Origin of the sequence: Alkalihalobacillus phoenicis (assembly GCF_047302405.1) — a bacterium.
Classification (GTDB): Bacteria; Bacillota; Bacilli; order Bacillales; family Bacillaceae_D; genus Alkalihalobacillus.
Genome location: NZ_CP154853.1, coordinates 1,658,413 through 1,676,930, shown reverse-complemented (window position 1 = coordinate 1,676,930; position 18,518 = coordinate 1,658,413). Strand labels below are relative to the sequence as shown.

Below are 18,518 nucleotides of genomic sequence, written 5' to 3'. Positions count from 1 at the left end.
ATTCCCTACTTCATGAATTTTCTTCGATAAGCACTTGGTGACATACCTTTTACTTTTTTAAACATTTTCGAAAAGTAACTATGATCCGTATAGCCGACCATTGGACCGATTTCTGAAATGGAATGATCACTCTGAATCAGCAATTTTGTCGCCTCTTCAATTCGGATCTTGTTGAGATAGTCAACAAAACCTTCTTTATTATGAACAGAAAAATAATTAGACAAATAAGAAGGATTAAAATGAAAATGATTGGCCACACCTGTCAGCGTAAGGGATTCTGCATAATGCTTTTGGATATATGCTAATAGCTTACGCATATTGGGATTCCCTAATTGATTCCGTTTAATAGCTATACAATGATAGCACTCTATTAAAAACTCATTTAGATGCTCGACCACCTTAGACGCGCTATTGGATTCCTCCACGAATTGGAGCGATTCATATTTCACTTTTTCTAATTCAGTGACGTCATACTCCATATTTCTAAGAAGAATGGAAATATTAAAAATGATATTGTTAAAAAAAGATTTATATTCCGTTACTTTTGTTGTGTAACAAGTTGAAAACACCTTCGCATAATCTCGAACATATTGAATAGCTGAATCGAAACGCTGTTGAGTGAAATCCTCTGTAAATTGATCTAAGTTAAAAGCTTCTATGCTTGGAGTTTGCTTCGGCAAATCTAATTTCTGTAACAATGTAATATCTGGAAAATAAAAATGACACTCCTGCAACAAACGGATTTCTTCTATGTAAATACCGATATCGCTAAAGTTAGAAAAAGACTCCGTTAAGACAAAACCAACTTCAGTTATTCTTTTCGTATTTTGTAACAGCTTGTTTTTTACTTTTTCTTCATCTGCTTTGCAAAAATTTAGAATGACGACTTCTAGATTTGTTTTTTGATCATGGTATGGCAATTGAACAATAGAATCTAAATTAAAATCAGTTAAAGTATTCTCATAAAATTTTTCTTGATAACTCGCTCCTTTTGTATCTATTCCTACTAAATAAAAGGTATCATAGGGAAATGTATCTATGATGGCATCCTCATCCAAGTTGATTTCATATCCTTTCAAGATTTTTTCAACTATGTTACGGATTGAATTGTTTTTGGGGGAATCATTTGTTGCATGATGATTTAGCGAGATTCGCTCATTCGCCCTTTTTAAGACCTTCAAAAGCCCTTCTGTATCTAAGTTAGGCTTTAATATATAATCAACAACACCACTTTGGAATGTTGAACGAACATAATCAAATTCACCAAAACTACTTAAAATAATCACTTCGATATCTGGATATTGCGCCTTTATTTCTTTAGTCAATTCTTCCCCATCCATAAGCGGCATGACAATATCAGTCATGACAATATGAGGCTTTATTTCCTCAATGATTTTAAGTGCTTCTCTACCATTTGAAGCTTCTCCAACAATTTGAAAACCCTCTTGTTCCCAATCGAGATAATGTTTAATTCCTTCTCTTATTAAGATTTCATCATCCACAATCACAACTGTGCATAATTCATTAGCTTTCAATGTAATCACCCCAAATAAACAACTATTTCTATTAATAATATATTGAATTACTTTAAAAAAACAGTTTTTTTCCTATACAAAAAAATGAACTTTGATTATGAGCATGTACTAAATGACTAGAAACTTAATCCTGAAACTTCAACTTATGAAAGTATGTAATCAATAAAACTATGCCTAAATTAGACTTCCTTGGAATGGCCTTTACATGATGAAAGGTAGAGATGATATCATTTTTTGGGGAGTTTTCTTTCTAAATCTAGAGTCAAAAAGCCGGAGAATTTTACTGCACATTGTAAAATTTCACCGACTTTCATTATTTTTATTGGAGAGAAAATGGATAGCCATGTGTTGAGCTTTATTCCCCGCTCCCGAAAATCATGATCCGCGTCCTACGGGGTGGCGCCGAACTAACCGGCCAAGCCGGTGGATTTCTGCTCTGCCACTACTTCCCGCGGGAGTCTCCGCATGTTTTCGTACGCTAGGGCATATGGTAATCCCATTTTCATCTTTGTAGGTAATGGTATAAAGTAGGAGCACTTCTGAGAAAATGAAATAAATCAAGTGGTTATCATTTCATAGTTAGGGGTTTGTCCCAGCCTCGATAATTCTATTACTATAAAGATCAATATGATCATCCCAAAATCGCTCGATCATTTACCATTTGCTCTCCGCGAATACGTTGGAATTCATGTAAGAGCTTCTCGATCGTCAGTGCTTTTTTGTCTTCTTCATTGACATCTAAAATAATTTGGCCTTTATCCATCATAATTAATCGGTTGCCTAAATCAAGGGCTTGCTGCATGTTATGGGTAACCATTAAGGTCGTTAGTTGATGCTTTTCAACAATTTCCTTTGTTAATTTAGTAATTAACTCCGCTCGAGATGGATCGAGTGCCGCCGTATGCTCATCTAATAATAAAATTTTCGGTTCTGTAAATGTGGCCATTAACAGCGATAATGCCTGTCTTTCTCCACCTGATAATAGTCCAACTTTAGCATTAAGACGATTTTCTAACCCTAGATTCAAAGATTCTAAATGGGTTTTGAACCTCTCTTTTCGCTTTTTCGTCACTCCAAATTTGAAGGTTCTTTTTTGATTTCTTGAATAAGCAAGGGCTAAGTTTTCTTCGATTGTCATTGATGGTGCCGTCCCGGCCATTGGATCTTGGAAAACACGACCAATTAATTGTGAGCGTTTATATTCAGCTTCAAAGGTAACCGTTCGACCATCAATCTTCACATCCCCAATATCTGGTGTTAGGGCACCAGATATCATGTTCATTAAGGTTGATTTCCCTGCGCCATTACTGCCAATAATCGTAACAAATTGTCCAGATTGCAAAGAGAGGTTTATGTTTTGTAACGCTTTTTTCTCATCGGGGGTTCCTTCATTAAAAGTGACAGATAATTGATGAAGATCAAGCATGGTTTTGAACCTCCTTTGCTTGTTTTAAGCGTTTTTGCTTTCTTCTTTTTTGTTCACGATTTTTTTGAATCATTTTAGGGGTAATAAGAGCGGCGATGACAATAACAGCTGTAATTAAACGGACATCACCCGCTTCTAAAAAGTCTGCTCGCAAAGCTAAAGTCACCACAATCCGATAAACGATCGCTCCACCGATAATCGCCAAAGTTGCTCGGAAGATGGTCTTTGTCCCAAATAAGGCTTCTCCAATAATAACAGACGCTAAACCAACAATAATTAAACCAACACCCATTCCAGCATCCGCAAACCCGCCTTGTTGGGCGATTAATGCACCAGAGAAGGCGACGAGACCATTTGATAAACCTAAGCCTAAAATAATTAACCAATCCGTATTAGCAGAAAAGCTACGAATCATTTTTGGGTTATCTCCTGTTGCCCGAAGCGCTAAACCGACCTCGGTTTTTAAGAAAAAGTCTAACAGAAACTTAATGGTCAATGTAATGAGAATCATTACAAGAATAATTCCCCAACTGCGGTTTAATCCTAAAAAGAAAAAAATCGAGTTTAATAGAGAATCGATTCCGGTTGAACTCGTAAAAGATTGTGTTTGTTTAAAAAACGTTTCTTGACTCATTAGACTAATATTGGAACTACCCATAATTCGTAAATTGATCGAATAAAGGGCAATCATCATTAAAATCCCTGATAATAAGGCATTGATTTTTCCTTTTGTATGAAGAATTCCAGTAATCATCCCAGCCACAAAACCAGCCACAAATCCATATAAACTGGCAAGGAACGGTGGCACCCCGGCAATAATAGAAATCGCTGCGATCGCCGCCCCTGTTACAAAGCTACCATCCACTGTTAAGTCAGGGAAATCGAGTATGCGAAAAGTTAAATAAACACCAAGTGCCATAATCGCATAAATGATTCCCGTTTCAAAGGCACTAAATATTGCATAAGACATCCTGCTTCCCCCTTTGTTAGTCCATTTCCTGATGTTTATAGGTCAAAAGAAAACCGACGTGCCCAAATTTCTGCAGGTCGGTCCATTTTATACGTACGAAAGTATAAATTGATAGCGGTGTAGAAGGTCATCGAAGAAGACAATTTGAAAGGCAAAGTTAAGACTTATTAAGACTACTTATCTTCTTGTGTCCTTCAATCGACGAGCTTTCTTTCTTATTCTGCTTCTACGATTTCTGCATCTTCATCCCAGTCACTATTCCATTCGACCCCTTGTGCGTCAGCAGCATCTTTATTAATAAAGAGCTGCATGTCTGAAGGGTATTCAACAGGTATATCTGATGTTGTTTTTTCACCTTGTAGAATTTCTGCTGCCATTTCCCCTGAGCGATATCCAATTGAGAAGTAATCAATGCCAAAAGTAGCAAAGCCACCTTTTCCTAATGAATCTGGTTCCCCTACAAATAACGGAATCTGTTCACTATTTGCCACTTGAACGATCGCATCTAATGCGGTAACAGCTGTATTATCTGTAATGATATAAAAGACATCGACATCACCTACTAATGATGCAGCTGCTTGTTGGACTTCAGCCGCTGTTGCCACCGATCTTGTGACAATCGAAAGACTCGTTCCTTCCACAGCCTCTTCAACTAAATTAATTTGGGCGACTGAGTTTGCCTCACCCGCGTTATAAATCATTCCGACACGCGAATTTGAAAAATATTCTTCAATGAAGCTGACCGTAAATTGAATTGTATCCGGATGTAAGTCGACCACTCCTGTAATATTTTCACCTGGTTCATTCATTGCTGTGACTAACTCACCTGCTACAGCGTCAGTAACGGAAGTGAAGATAATCGGAATATTATCTGTTGCTTGTAAAGCACTTTGGGCACTTGGTGTGGAGTTTGCAAAAATTAAATCGACATCATTAGATACGAGGTTACTTGCAATCGCTGCGTTATTATTTGGATCGCCTTGTGCCGTATTATAATCATAGTCAACATCTAAACCAGCATCTTCAAGAGCTTGCTTAAACCCTTCATAGGCGGCATCAAGGGATGGATGTTCGGCTATTTGTGTGGCTCCTACCTTAAAGGTCTCTCCATCGCCACTACTTTCTGAAGTACCACAGGCTGCTAAGGTCATTCCTAGTAAAGTAATTGCTGTCCATTTTTTCCATGACTGTTTCATCTTTCAGACCCCTTTTTTATAATTTTCTAATAGTTATGTATTATCTTAAAACAATAAATGAGGAAAGTAAATAGAAAAATTTAACCCTTTAAAGCGGTTTTCGACAAAATAATATTAGATTAATATAAATATTCTGATATTATGTTAGAGGAAAATTTAGAACTCAAATCAATTTTAATGGAAAATAAAAAACCCCTTAAAAAAGGAGTTTCCAATATCGCTACTATTCATCTCATAAGTGTTTGATAAGCCATGTTCTGTACCTTTGTACTACAAACGGTGATGAACCTCGTACTCCGGTGGTAACCATCTATCTACAAGGAATTTTCCTTGTTCTTCACATTCGTTCATTTCCGAATTAGAAGATGCCCCTACCATATTTTGGGTTTCTCGCTCGAGGGGTTTACCTCGTTCCACTCTCATTGTTTCCAATCAGACTACGTCACTGTGGCACTTTCAAGGACTTCACACCATATCTTTAAAAAGACTTAGGTGTTTATCCTGCCGTTAGTCCAGGTTGATAAGACCCAAACTACCCTAGCTTATGAATTCGCTAGGCACGAACACTACAAGCATCTCAGCTTGTGCGAGCATGGACTTTCCTCTACACAATAAAGTGCAGCGATTACCTAAACACTTATTTGTTGTATGCGACCTTATTTATTATACATGCACTTAACGATTAAATCAATATCTAATCTTATCCGTTATCTTTTAATGGCTTTCTTCGCTAATTTATCCGCATTTTTATTCGCCTTACTTGGAATCCATTTTATAAAAAACAGATCAAATTGTTCAATTAATTTTAATGCCTCATTTAAATAAGATTGATATTTTTTATTTTTCACGAAGCCTTTTTCAATCGCTTGATCGATGAGTTGCGAATCGGTTCGAAAAGAGGCTACTTTTATACCTTTTTCGATACAAAGCTTTAAAGCAATGAGTAGAGCTTCATATTCCGCCTCATGATTGGACATCGCCTGCAAAGGAAATGAGTACTCTTCAATTGTTCCATTTTTAAAATTGATAAAAACACCTGCACCAGACGCACCAGGCTCCCCGGCACTTGCTCCATCAATGTACACTTCTACCAAAAGAATTTCCCCTTTTCAAAATAAAATAAGAAAAAGAGATTAGGATCTCTTCTTCTTTAACAAGCTTATTCGTATAATTTACTTCCAAAGACCTCTTTTTCTAAATTAGAAAGTCTTTGTAAAATATCGTAATTAGTACTTCCGACAGATGGTGTTGTCGCTTGTCTTGTCGGTCTTTCACTGGCTGTTTTTACTTGCATTTTTAATTGCGCATTTTCTTTTTCTAAGCGCTCGATAATCGTTTGAAATGCTTCATAATCTTGAATAATCGAATCTAAAAACTTGTCAACCTCATCTTGATTGTAACCACGCATGCTAGATTTAAAATCTTTATTTAAAATCTCATTTGCTGTAAAACGAATTTCATTACTACTCAAAGTCATCCACCCCTAGGAAATACATTAATAGTTATATTTTTTCAAAACTTATCTAGAATGTCAATTTGAAATCTCCATTTTAATTTAAATTAAGAGGTTTTTTATCATTTTTTTGTTATTGTTCTGAATTATATTGTTCATCTTCTATGATTACATTTAAATCATCTGGGGTTATCACAGAAAGGTAAAACTCTCTTTTTTCTCTTTCTCGCTTTGCTGCCTCTAAATAATATTTTGGGGAGCCTTGTTTTTCTTCGTCATATAAGACGATTAATCCTTCAACTTTTTGAATAATAAATTCGTTTTTTTGTTTGAGTTGGTGTGGACTTTCATATGGACGCTTCGTAATACTATCCACAAAATCCGCTTTGGCGATAATTTCGCGATAATAGGATTGTGTCGCTTCCTTCCACCCTGACTCTTGTTCTAAAAAAGGAGTCAATACCGCAAGTTTGAGGTGTGGACTCTCTTCTTTCAAGGCGAATACCTCTTCAGCGACCCAAAGCTCAACACCGAGCTGTCCGCTTATAATGACCCATTCAAGCCCTTCCTCTATTAAAGAAAGGAGTCTATGCCTAAATGCCTTTCTTATATATGTAATCCCAATATGCTTTTGATCAAAAATACCTAATTCAAATGCTTTGTAGCCAGTAACGGCAACTGTTTTTATCAAAATCATGCCTCCTTTAAAAGGGAAGAAGCGGGCTTATTGCCCACTTCTTTGACTGAAGACAAACGAGCCTTACCGTTTGCTGTAAATAAGTTCGTTATCCTTTAGCGATTACAGCCGCAACCGCCACCGTGCTTATGTCCCCACTGAGGGCCAAAGCCTGCAACTGGACCACCGAAACCAGGAGACATAGCACCTGCTACTGGACCACCAAAACCAGGAGACATAGCACCTGCTACTGGAGCACTTGGACCACCTACAAATTGTTGGTTTGTAACAGTTTGTTGTTGTGAAGTCGTATGTGGGAAGCTATGCACATGTTTATAAACATGGTTTGTAACATTTGTTGTGTGTGTTGGATGAACTTCTGGTACGATATATTCACAAGTTTTTTGAACGATGTTTTGTTGCGTTGGGTGCACCACCGCTGGCATTACTTGTGTAGTTGTTGGCTTCTGACATACATTTGCTGGTTTGTGACAATGATGATTCATCATTATTAATTCCTCCTTTTTATTTGAGTCACTAATAAACTATGATGAAAGCCAATTAGTTGTACTAGTTGTTTCGTCTATTTCTAGGTAGAAACTTACCAAAACAATCTAAATGGGTATAAAACCATTAGCAAAAATGTAAATAATGTTCTCGCTCTTAACACAAGATGACAAACAGCCAGATGAGCAGACAAAAACAGACAATAACCGCCTTTTAAATCTGTTGGATTTTGTAGACAATCCTCATTTTATGCGCTTGCTCGGGAAATAATCGTCGTCCTAATGACGTTCCTCGGAAATATTTTAATTTTTTCCCTTTAATAATTTTATTTCCAACCTTTGTTTTCTTTTTTGCAGTTCCATTATTAATTTACTTATTTTTTGGTTAGATATAAAACTTTTTTCTTCTAATACCTTCAATGCTTGATTGGTAAGTGTTAAAGCCCCTTGTACATCCTTCTCAAATCGCTCCTTTAATTTAGCTGCTTCGATTAGGCAATCGATTTGATAAGGTTTAAAGTCAATTAAAGCGAGGAAACACTTTAGTGCTGATCGTTCATTTTTTTGCTTTTTCTGGATAAGTCCATACTGATACAAGCTTGCCTTTGCAAGATGAATATCCTCTTCCCTTTGGCTCAATTGCCAAAACATTTCGGCTGACCGTTCATTGTTCCCAATGTATGCGAACCACCTCGCTATTTCGTACTCTTCCTTGTTTTGAATCGTGCTCTTATCTGGAGATGTAATTAAGTTACTTAAATGAATATACAAAGTAATTAAACTTAAAACATCTCGTTCATGATGTCCAATAATCCCTTCTAAATAGAGCGGATCTTGTTCATTTAAATAATCAAAATACATCATAGGAGCTAAATAACCAGGAGTGTCTTGCTCTCTTTTTAAATCAAGAATTTCTTCTTCAATAATCGCTAATTTACAAGATGGAAGGCTATCTTTCCATAACCTTCTGGCCGCATGTAGTAAATCAAAATGACCGACTTTAGGAAGCATAGGAACTTGTTCTCGAACAAAAGTATGTCTCGTTTTTACTTTTGGCCAATCAAAAGCTTTTCCATTATAAGTAACAAGCTTTTTATTTGAACCAAGATCATGTAAAAAATAATGATAAAAGGCTACTTCTGCTTCTGGTCCAGGTAAAATATACTGCTTGACAATTACATTGGAACCAATCACTTGACTAAACCCAAGCAAAAAAATCGAATGGCCCGCACCACTACTTAACCCTGTCGTCTCTGTATCAAAAAAGAGTAGGTTTTCTATGTCCGTATCGGCACTTGAAAGTGGGTGCGGTGTGTTAAATTGATTCCATTGCGTGAGCGCTTTTTCTAAATCAGAAAAAGGGTAAAGTCCATGTTGTCGTTCAATTGGATAAACAGTCTCCCTAATAAAAATATGCTGACCGTCAAACCAGTATGGCTTTGCTCCAAGCTTTTCCCATTTTCCAAATAAGTCTTGTTCGTTTTGAGAAGGCAGAGAATGTTCGGTAATAGGTGATTCGAGCACTGACTGTTTGTCAGCTGACGTTAATGATTCGTTTAAGCTAAGATGAGATTTCATCCTGTTTAATTTATTTTTTAACACGGTCATCACATACCTTTGGATTTTTCAAGTTCATGAATTAATGACAAGACGACTCGTTTTGAATTGTGGCTATTCGTATTAGAAGCCCCAACACACGCGGGACAACCAGCTTCACATGGGCAAAGCTCAATTAATGACTTCACTTGTTCTAAGATAAAGTCGATTTTTTTATATACCTCTTTCGCAAGTCCAATACCACCTGGGTAACGGTCATACATAAAAATGGTCGGCAATTCTGAGTGGTCTGCTTTAACTTGTGGAATGACATGTAAATCAGAACGATCACACATAACGAATACTGGGGCAACATGTTGAAAAACGTTCGCTAAACCCATAAGCGCTTGTTCAAGTAGATCTTCTCCGTATTTTTCTAGCAGCTGCACAGAGAAACTTAACCACATGGCATTTGTATGAAGCTCTTCTTCTGGTAAATGAATGGGGCCAGATCCGATGTTTTCAAAAGTTGTTAGCTTAATCTTTTTAAAAATCGTCGCTTTGGCGTTGACCATCACATCTCCAAAAGAAAGGCTGGCATAGTCTTCTTTTTTCGTTTCATCCTCTTCTAATACTTTAAGATTGACAGCTAAATTCGCATCGGTAAAGTATTCCACACCAACTTGACGAACAAAGGCTTTTTTCTCTTCCCAATCTAAGTATTCGACTTGATATTGAATACCTTGATGTAAATAAATCGCTTCATCATGGAGAAGAGTCATCGCACTAAAACGATCCATCTCCCCAATAACGTTCGGCTTGGCTTGTTCAGATTGATCAATAATTATGACATTTTCTTGGGAAGCTGAACGGAGACTAATTCCGTGTGCTGGAAAAGCATCATTCATCCAATACCATTTATCAACTCTTTGATGTAACACTTGCTCTTCTGCTAAAAATTCAAGGATCTCCTGGGTTTCAACCCCATCAAATGTTTCCCCTTTTTTAAAAGGAAGTTCATAAGCCGCACATTTAATATGGTCAACCAATATAATCAAATTGTCCGGGTTAAGTCTGGCTGATTCGGGTGAACGCTCAAAAAAGTAATCAGGATTCGAAATAACATATTGATCAATCGGGTTTGAATTGGCCACCATAATAATAAGCGACTCTGTATGTCTTCTCCCCGCTCGACCAGCTTGCTGCCAAGCACTCGCTATGGAACCTGGATAGCCATTCATAATACAAACTTGTAATTGGCCAATATCGACCCCTAATTCAAGAGCATTTGTGCTGACGACACCAATAATGTCTCCATTCCGTAATCCTTGTTCAATCTCCCGTCTTTGTTTTGGCAAATAGCCCCCGCGATAACCACGAATCGATTTCGGTCCGAGCTCTTTTTGTGTTAATTGCTGCAAATGGCTAAGAATCAATTCAACACGAACTCTTGATTTTGCAAAAATTATCGTTTGAATTTTATTTTCTAGAAAATGTTTTGCCAACGAATTCACTTCAAATGTAGAACTTTTTCTAATATTTAATGCTTGATTTACAATTGGTGGATTATAGAAAAGAAAATGTTTTTTACCACGCGGAGCCCCGTTATTGTTAACGAGCCTCACCTTCTCTCCAATAAGCGTTTCCCCTAATTCCTTTGGATTGGCAATTGTGGCCGATGTCATGATAAACACTGGATTACTTCCATAATAGTTCGCAATTCTTTTCAAACGACGAATGACGTTGGCAACATGACTACCAAATACGCCACGATACGTATGTAATTCATCTATAATGACATATTTTAAGTTCTCAAAAAAAGAAACCCATTTTGTATGATGGGGCAAAATAGCCGAATGGAGCATATCTGGATTAGTCATGACGACATGTCCTGCTTTTCGAACAGCTTGACGAATATTAGGTGCCGTATCACCATCATAAGTAAAACATTTCACAGCTACACCCATTTCTTCTATTAGTTCATTTAATTCACTTTTTTGGTCTTGGGCTAATGCTTTTGTTGGAAACAAATAAAGAGCACGACTTTCTTCCTTTTTCAAAATTTGTTGTAAGACCGGAAGATTATAACAAAGGGTTTTTCCAGAGGCTGTTGGTGTGACTGCGACAAAATGTTCATTACGTGATGCGTATTCAAAGGCAGAAGATTGGTGTGTATACAATTCGGAAATTCCACGATTGATTAAGGCCTTTTGAATTCTTTCATCTATTAATTCTGTAAAAGCGATTGTTTTCGCTTCTTTTCCTTCGATTTGATGCCAATAAGCAATTTGTTCTTTAAAGCCTTCGTGTTCTTTTAAGTTCTTAATTAATTCCTCTAATGTTTGTTTAAACAAAAGATTCACCACTTCCTGTCATTCTTTCTAACTATCGATTGACGTATCAAAGATATTCTTTATAATGCTTTTATTGTAGCGAATGTTTGTTTGTTTTTCTAGTCATGTTGCTAGATTTATAGAATTAGTTTAATGTTTTTGTTTTTTTATGGTTTAAATTTTTATAAACATTATGGTACGTGAAATTATTTATTCCGTTCAAAACAAAAAGCACCTATCGAAATAAAATGCTCTTTGTTTTTATGTACTTAATATAGGCGATTTTCATAACTTTCCTTTAATCTTTTGGCTACATTTTCTTCTGTATAATCTTGTTTTTTTACATGGGCTGCTAATACTTTTGCAGCATTAGGTAACTCTTCTTTATCAAACCAAGTTTCTGACTTCCATAAACTTGAACGTTTTATCGCTTTTGCACAATGAATAAAACATTCTTCCACTTCCACAGCAATAGCCATTTCTGGGACTTTATTACGAACGGCCATCATTTCTAAATAGTTTAAGTCCCTAATAATCGTAGCTTTCCCGTTTATTCTTAATGTTTCACCCAGTCCAGGAATTAAGACAAGTAAACCAATTTGAGGATTGGATAAAATATTCGTTAAAGAGTCCATTCGTTTATTTCCAGGTCTTTCAGGGATTAACAGTTGTTTGTTGTTTAAAACTTTTATAAAACCTGGTCCATCTCCTCGTGGCGAAACATCATTTTCCCCGTCTTGATTGGATGTAGCGACTAAAACGAATGGTGATTGCTTGATAAATCGAACGCAATGTTCGTCTAAAGAATCACGCACTTTATTTTTGACGAGCTCACTAGGCTCTCCCGAAAACTCACGCAATTGCTGTGACGTTGTGATTAAATCGTTGAAAATAACCCTTTCCATTTAAACTTATCCCCCCGTCATAAAAAAGCTGTCTCAAAGGCTGATAACGCCTTTAAAACAGCCTCCTTGCAAATTTATGCTGCTAACTTCTTTTCGATTGAAACAATTTCTACACAAAGGCAGAAAATTTCAATCGCTACTTCTAGCTCGTCTAAACTTGGGAATGTAGGGGCTATCCGAATATTACGGTCATATGGATCTTTTCCATATGGATACGTCGCTCCTGCACCTGTTAAGGTTACGCCTGCTTCTTTTGCTAAAGCAACCACTTGTTTCGCACAACCTTCTAACGTATCAATGCTAATAAAATAACCACCAACAGGGCTTAACCAAGTTGCTATTTCTTTTCCACCTAAAAACTTTTCAAAAAGTTCGATTGTTTTATCAAACTTCGGTTTAATCAGTTCAGCATGTTTTTTCATATGTTCTTCTAAAGAACCTTCTTTTTCAAAAAAGCGAACATGACGTAGTTGGTTCATTTTATCTGGACCAATCGTTTGAATACTTAATTCGCTTTTGATTTTTGTCACGTTGTCTGGACTTGCGGCCATTGCTGCGACACCGGCACCTGGGAACGTTACTTTTGATGTCGAAGCAAAAAGGAGTACACGGTTCTCATTCCCTGCTTCTACACAAGCATCGTAAATATTTTCTAACTTGTCATGAACAAGCGTTAAATGATGAATGGCATAAGCGTTATCCCAGAAAATCCGAAAATCATTTGCTTTTGTTTCCATTTTCGCTAAACGGGTCACGACTTCATCTGAGAAAGTATTTCCCATTGGGTTGCTATATTTAGGAACGCACCATATTCCTTTAATCGCCGCGTCTTCTTTCACAAGTTCTTCTATTTTATCCATATCTGGACCATCTTCTAATAAATCGACCGTAATCATTTCGATTCCAAATAATTCACAAATCGCAAAATGACGGTCATAGCCTGGACTTGGGCAAATGAATTTGACTTTTTCTAATTTTGACCATGGTTTTTCACTATCAACAACCCCAAAAAGCATCGCTCTAGCAATCGTATCATGCATCATCGTTAAACTTGAATTCCCACCGATAATAACTTCAGCTGGTTGTACGCCTAAAATCGGGGCAAAAAATTCCTTTGCTTCCGCTAAACCATCAAGACCTCCGTAGTTTCGAACATCTACACCTGAGTCTGTTTTAAGTAAATCTTCTGACGTTACTAAATCAAGCATCGGTCTAGATAAGTCAACTTGTTCAGGGCATGGCTTTCCGCGTGACATATCTAACGCCAGTTCTTTTTCTTTGTACGTTTCATACCTCTTTTTTAATTGCTGCAATTGTTCTTCTAATTCTGTTTTGTTTAATTGATTTACTTCGGTCACATCAATCTTCTCCTTCTCAAATACATTGAAATGAGTCTCCGTATCCATTTTAAAATAAAATAGAGAAAGATGCTACAGGCAAACCCGAGATTTATAGACTGATTTACAAAATGGGTATTCGTTGACCGGCGTAACCCTTTATTACTTAGCTTCTGATTTCATTTACTAGTCTGAAATTAATTCGTGATGAAAACTCCGACTTCCGGGAATTAGATTGCTTATTAACTCGAATTGGTAATGAAAACTCCAAAAATAAATAATCAATGTCTTCATCTCTCTGGACAATAAAACGTTGGACTAATTTCGGTTCAGGAAAAGCGGGATTTCCTTTACGCCCCGAACAATCATACCAGGTCTCCATTCCAGTTCTTCTATGTCTCCTTGAAGCTCGAAATGGGGATAGCAGCGCAGCAATGAGTTAATTGCAATTTCACCCTCCAAACGTGCTAGAGGAGCTCCTAGACAGAAATGAATACCTTGTCCAAAGGCTAAATGCTTGCTTTTCTCCCTCAGAATATTGAACATTTCGGGGTCCTCAAACTGCTTCGGATCCCGATTGGCGGAATTCAATGCAACTATAACTAAATCTCCCTTTTTCATTAGTTTTCCTTTGAACTCAAAATCCTCTCGTGCCCAGCGAGAGGAGCTGAATTCAACAGAACCATCGTAACGAAGCATTTCCTCAATAGCGCCGTGAATGAGGTCTGGTTGTTCAATTAACAATTTGCGTTGATCTGTATACTCCAATAAAGCCAGTACACCATTGCTGATCAAGTTGACTGTGGTTTCATGACCTGCAATGATCATCAACGTAACCACACCGTATAATTCCTCTTCAGTTAAACGATCACCTTGATTTTCTGCAATGACCAACTGACTGATCATATCATTACCTGGATTTTTACGAACGATAGCAAACCATTCTCTAAGATACTCTATAAATTCATTCATATACTGTTTTGCTTCTTCACTAAGTTCACTGTTTACGGCTTCAATAATAGTGTTGGACCAAATTCGGAACTTATCCTGGTCTTTCGCAGGCACGCCGAGTATTTCACTAATCACTATTATTGGTAGTGGAAATGCATAATCGTCGATAAGATTTATTTGATCCTTGGTAGACATAGCTTCAAGTAGTTTATCTGCAATATCTTGAATACGACTCCTCATGCCTGCAATTCTCTGTGGGGTAAAGCCTTTCTGTACCAACCCACGAAGCCTTTGATGATCTGGCGGATCAGCTAAAAGCATATTTTTTGAGAAAACGCTGTCGTGTTCATACCCTACTTTAGTCATGTCTTTAATAAATCTTGGATCCTTTAGTACAGTAACCGCATCATCATAACTGCTAATAAGCCAACCAAACTGGCCATTCGGAAACATAAGTTTTATGATAAAATCACTTTTTCTTAATTGTTCGTAAACTGGATATGGATTATTTATAAATTCATCTGTAAATATGGTATTTATCGAATCTTCATTTGCTTGCATTTTACGTGGTCCCCTCTCAATCAGGATATAGATTTACTTTACATTCAAACTTGTATTGTTTATCTAGACACTAAACTCAATGTTTTTATGATTGCTGCGTTTTCCTCTAAGTTAAACCTTCAGTCATCTCTCTATCACGGATAACTCTAAACTTCTTTGATTCTGATTCGATAACGCCCGAAGCGTACAGGAAACAACTTTTCCACTTCAAAATTCTGTTAGCATACAAAAATTCCGATGTTGGCGGTACTCCAATAAACAAATAATCAATGTCTTCATTCTCTCTGGACAGTGAAACGTATGGACTACTTTCGGTTCAGGAAAAGTGGGATTTCCTTTACGCCCCAACAATCATACCTGGTCTCCATTCCAGTTCTTCCGTGTTCCCTTAATACTCGAAATGGGAATAGCGGTGCAGCAATGAGTTAATTGCAATTTCACCCTCCAAACGTGCTAGAGGAGCTCCTAGACAGAAATGAATACCTTTTCCAAAGGCTAAATGCTGGCTTTCCCCCCTTAAAATATTGAATATTTCGGGGTCCTCAAACTGCTTCGGATCGCGATTGGAGGAATTCAATGCCACAATAACTAAGTCGCCTTTTTTCATTGGAGGTGCTTTGAACTCCAGATCCTCCCCGGCCCAGCAGGAGGTGCTGAACTCAACAGGACCATTGAAACGCAGCATATCCTCAATAGCACCGTGAATAAGGTTTGGTTGATCCATCAGCAGCTTGCATTGCTTCGGATACTCCAATAACGCAAGCACATCATTACCGATCAAGTTGACTGTGGTTTCATGACCTGCAATGATCATCAACGTAACGCTTCCGTATAATTCCTCTTCAGTTAAACGATCACCTTGATTTTCTGTAATGACCAACTGACTGATCATATCATTACCTGGATTTTTACGAACTTCAGTAAAAGCTCTTGTTTTGAACGGCTATTTCAAATGTTGGTAAACTGCCGATTCAAATTCCAGGCATCCTAAGTATGAGGATGGATCTTGATAGGGGAACATTTGAGTCGCCCAAAAACCACCAATACCATTTTCGCGATCAATCCAGTAATAAAGATTGGCTAAACCTGCCCACATCAATTGACCAGCTGGACGTCCTGTTGGGAGGGGCTTTTCATTTACTTGGAATGTGTACGACCACGATTTTTGAAAACCTGGGAAGAACTCTCCATCATTTACCAATGTTGGATCAGATGAGACCCATCCGCCACTCGTTAAATCTCCTAGCCCGTTTTGAGTCATTTTGGAAACAGTTTCCGGATTTAGAACACCTGAACCCTCATTAAGAATCATTCTTATAAATCTCATGTATTCCCCTATACTCGCATATAACCCGTGCCCACCCATGTCCATTTCAGGAGTCTGAGGCAATAAGATGTGTGGATTAGGTGTAAGTTGGCCATCTTGGTCACGAGTGTGTATAGTGGCACGTCTCTCCATCATTGATGACGAAAGCACAAAACCAATATCTGACATATTCAGAGGGGTAAATACTTCCCTTTTCATTGCTTCTCCCAATCTCATGCCGTACACATTCTCAACAACCTTGCCAACCCAGTCAATGTTGGCCCCATAGTTCCATCTTTCACCCGGTTCAAATAGCAATACACTTTTGACGGAATCAAAAGAGCTTGTCATAATGGATGGCATCTCTTTAACTTGCCGATATTTTCGATCTTCGGGGCTGAAAAATTCATATCCAAAGCCTGCTGTATGAAGCATTAGCATATTTATGGTAATATCCGTCTTTGGTTTCCTTAATCTAGGTTGCCCATCTGGATCAAACCCTTTGAGAACCATAATATCGGCAATTTCTGGAACATATTCCTTAACGGGGTCATCAAGACGAACCTTTCCTTCCTCTACCAATTTCATCAGCACTGTACCTGTTAATGCTTTAGTCGTTGATAATAAGGAAAATACAGTGTCGGTAGTCATAGACTGCTGGGTACTGGAATCACGAACACCTACGGCTCCCTCATAAATATTTCCTTCTCGGTCTGTTACCATGGCAACAACTCCAGGAACACCTCCTGCTCTTTTCACAGAATTGGCAAGAATACGATCGAGTGTGTTCTTTAGTGTTTCATTCCGAATTTCTTTAGTCGTCATTAGTTTTTCTCCTCCATTTTCAATCGGGCTTGTAATGTCCAACCTAATTTTTACCTTGTATATAAAAATGTAACGTATTCTTAATTCCTTGCCTGTAAGAAGTAGTAGGTATGGGGCCGATGCGTTTCTCATATTTGTCTCCGCTCAAAACAAATCCTTCCTTCGTAAGGTACATGATTTCAACTACTTCTCTCATAAATGAATTAATCAATCCCATACAACGAACCATATTTTTAGTTAAAGGAATAACCATTTTTCGATTTCCAGTTATCTCACGAGCTATCTGGATAATTTCTTGTCCTGAAATCACCCCCCCTCCAGGTATATTCCAGTTCTCTCCGTATGAATCATCTTTCTCCGCTATATTGACAATCATTTTGCCTGCATCAGGCAAATAGACATATTCCCTTGGCGTTTTCAAGTCCCCAAAAAAGAAGGATAGTTTTTGAGCAGCCATTCCTTCTAAAGTTGGCTGTAAGTAAGAGCCTTGGGAGGTTGCCCCATAGTAATCTGGAAGTCTCACAATTAATGCTTTAGCATTTTTCCATTTGTCACTAAATATTAAATTCTCATATTCTACCCTTAACTTTCCCTTTTTGGTATGGGGTTGCTTAGGATGATTTTCGTCCCCCTTACCAGTTTGATATCCATAGACGTAAATCCCATCAACAACAACGATTTTAGCTCCTAATATCTCTGTAGCTTTCATCGCACTTTCCCCAAACAAGAAAAGTTTTTCTCTCATATCTTGATAGGAAACACCAGAACATAGAAATATAATCTCTGAGCCTTCTGCTGCTTCTACAATTTCTTCATAATTAAATATGTCACCTACCTTGTAGGACAACTTCTGATCATAATGATGTTTTTTCATTAACTCTTTTAGTTTTGTTTCAGTGCGCGCAAAAGCAATGACCTGGACTTTCTTAGCTAGTAACTCAGTTATTATCACTTGCCCCGTAGCACCTGTGGCTCCTAAAACAATCGCTTTTTTCAATTTAA

16 protein-coding genes and 1 other RNA gene are annotated in these 18,518 nt (G+C 37.5%); all 17 read right to left on the bottom strand.

What is annotated here, in order from left to right; translation table 11 throughout:
• Positions 1-5 precede the first annotated feature (5 nt).
• Positions 6-1,544, bottom strand: a complete 1,539-nt coding sequence (locus AA0017_RS07950) for a response regulator (protein ID WP_413380723.1) — start codon at positions 1,542-1,544, stop codon at positions 6-8.
• A 622-nt stretch (positions 1,545-2,166) separates the two neighbouring features.
• Positions 2,167-2,961, bottom strand: coding sequence for an ABC transporter ATP-binding protein (locus AA0017_RS07945; protein ID WP_413380721.1), 795 nt, complete (start codon positions 2,959-2,961; stop codon positions 2,167-2,169).
• On the bottom strand, positions 2,954-3,931 hold the full coding sequence (locus AA0017_RS07940) for an ABC transporter permease (protein ID WP_413380719.1): 978 nt from the start codon (positions 3,929-3,931) through the stop codon (positions 2,954-2,956). The genes AA0017_RS07945 and AA0017_RS07940 overlap by 8 nt, the downstream gene beginning before the upstream one ends.
• A gap of 215 nt (positions 3,932-4,146) precedes the next feature.
• On the bottom strand, positions 4,147-5,127 hold the full coding sequence (locus tag AA0017_RS07935; RefSeq protein WP_413380717.1) for an ABC transporter substrate-binding protein: 981 nt from the start codon (positions 5,125-5,127) through the stop codon (positions 4,147-4,149).
• A 241-nt stretch (positions 5,128-5,368) separates the two neighbouring features.
• Positions 5,369-5,764, bottom strand: an RNA gene (rnpB, locus tag AA0017_RS07930) — RNase P RNA component class B.
• 70 nt (positions 5,765-5,834) lie between these two features.
• Entirely contained in the window at positions 5,835-6,221 is a 387-nt protein-coding gene (locus AA0017_RS07925) for a reverse transcriptase-like protein (RefSeq protein WP_413380715.1), read from the bottom strand.
• A 65-nt stretch (positions 6,222-6,286) separates the two neighbouring features.
• Positions 6,287-6,598: a cell division regulator GpsB gene (gene gpsB, locus AA0017_RS07920; protein WP_003323694.1), complete on the bottom strand. Its 312-nt coding sequence runs from the start codon at positions 6,596-6,598 to the stop codon at positions 6,287-6,289.
• A gap of 115 nt (positions 6,599-6,713) precedes the next feature.
• Positions 6,714-7,268, bottom strand: coding sequence for a DUF1273 domain-containing protein (locus AA0017_RS07915; protein ID WP_413382473.1), 555 nt, complete (start codon positions 7,266-7,268; stop codon positions 6,714-6,716).
• A gap of 104 nt (positions 7,269-7,372) precedes the next feature.
• Positions 7,373-7,765 carry a spore coat protein gene (locus AA0017_RS07910; protein ID WP_413380712.1) on the bottom strand — a complete coding sequence of 131 codons (393 nt, stop codon included), beginning with the start codon at positions 7,763-7,765 and terminating at the stop codon, positions 7,373-7,375.
• A 300-nt stretch (positions 7,766-8,065) separates the two neighbouring features.
• Positions 8,066-9,364, bottom strand: coding sequence for a ribonuclease H-like domain-containing protein (locus tag AA0017_RS07905; protein WP_413380710.1), 1,299 nt, complete (start codon positions 9,362-9,364; stop codon positions 8,066-8,068).
• Between the two features lie 5 nt (positions 9,365-9,369).
• Positions 9,370-11,652, bottom strand: coding sequence for a DEAD/DEAH box helicase (locus AA0017_RS07900; protein WP_413380708.1), 2,283 nt, complete (start codon positions 11,650-11,652; stop codon positions 9,370-9,372).
• Between the two features lie 248 nt (positions 11,653-11,900).
• Complete coding sequence (locus AA0017_RS07895; RefSeq protein WP_413380706.1) at positions 11,901-12,536, bottom strand: pyridoxamine 5'-phosphate oxidase family protein; 636 nt, start codon at positions 12,534-12,536, stop codon at positions 11,901-11,903.
• A 74-nt stretch (positions 12,537-12,610) separates the two neighbouring features.
• Positions 12,611-13,894 carry an aminotransferase class I/II-fold pyridoxal phosphate-dependent enzyme gene (locus AA0017_RS07890; RefSeq protein WP_413380704.1) on the bottom strand — a complete coding sequence of 428 codons (1,284 nt, stop codon included), beginning with the start codon at positions 13,892-13,894 and terminating at the stop codon, positions 12,611-12,613.
• A gap of 297 nt (positions 13,895-14,191) precedes the next feature.
• Positions 14,192-15,385 carry a cytochrome P450 family protein gene (locus AA0017_RS07885; RefSeq protein ID WP_413380702.1) on the bottom strand — a complete coding sequence of 398 codons (1,194 nt, stop codon included), beginning with the start codon at positions 15,383-15,385 and terminating at the stop codon, positions 14,192-14,194.
• Positions 15,386-15,773: 388 nt separating this feature from the next.
• Positions 15,774-16,277, bottom strand: coding sequence for a cytochrome P450 (locus AA0017_RS07880; protein ID WP_413380700.1), 504 nt, complete (start codon positions 16,275-16,277; stop codon positions 15,774-15,776).
• A gap of 51 nt (positions 16,278-16,328) precedes the next feature.
• Complete coding sequence (locus tag AA0017_RS07875) at positions 16,329-17,516, bottom strand: serine hydrolase domain-containing protein (RefSeq protein WP_413380698.1); 1,188 nt, start codon at positions 17,514-17,516, stop codon at positions 16,329-16,331.
• Between the two features lie 43 nt (positions 17,517-17,559).
• Positions 17,560-18,513 (bottom strand): NAD(P)H-binding protein, encoded by a 954-nt coding sequence (locus tag AA0017_RS07870; protein ID WP_413380696.1) that lies wholly within the window; start codon positions 18,511-18,513, stop codon positions 17,560-17,562.
• Positions 18,514-18,518 lie beyond the last annotated feature (5 nt).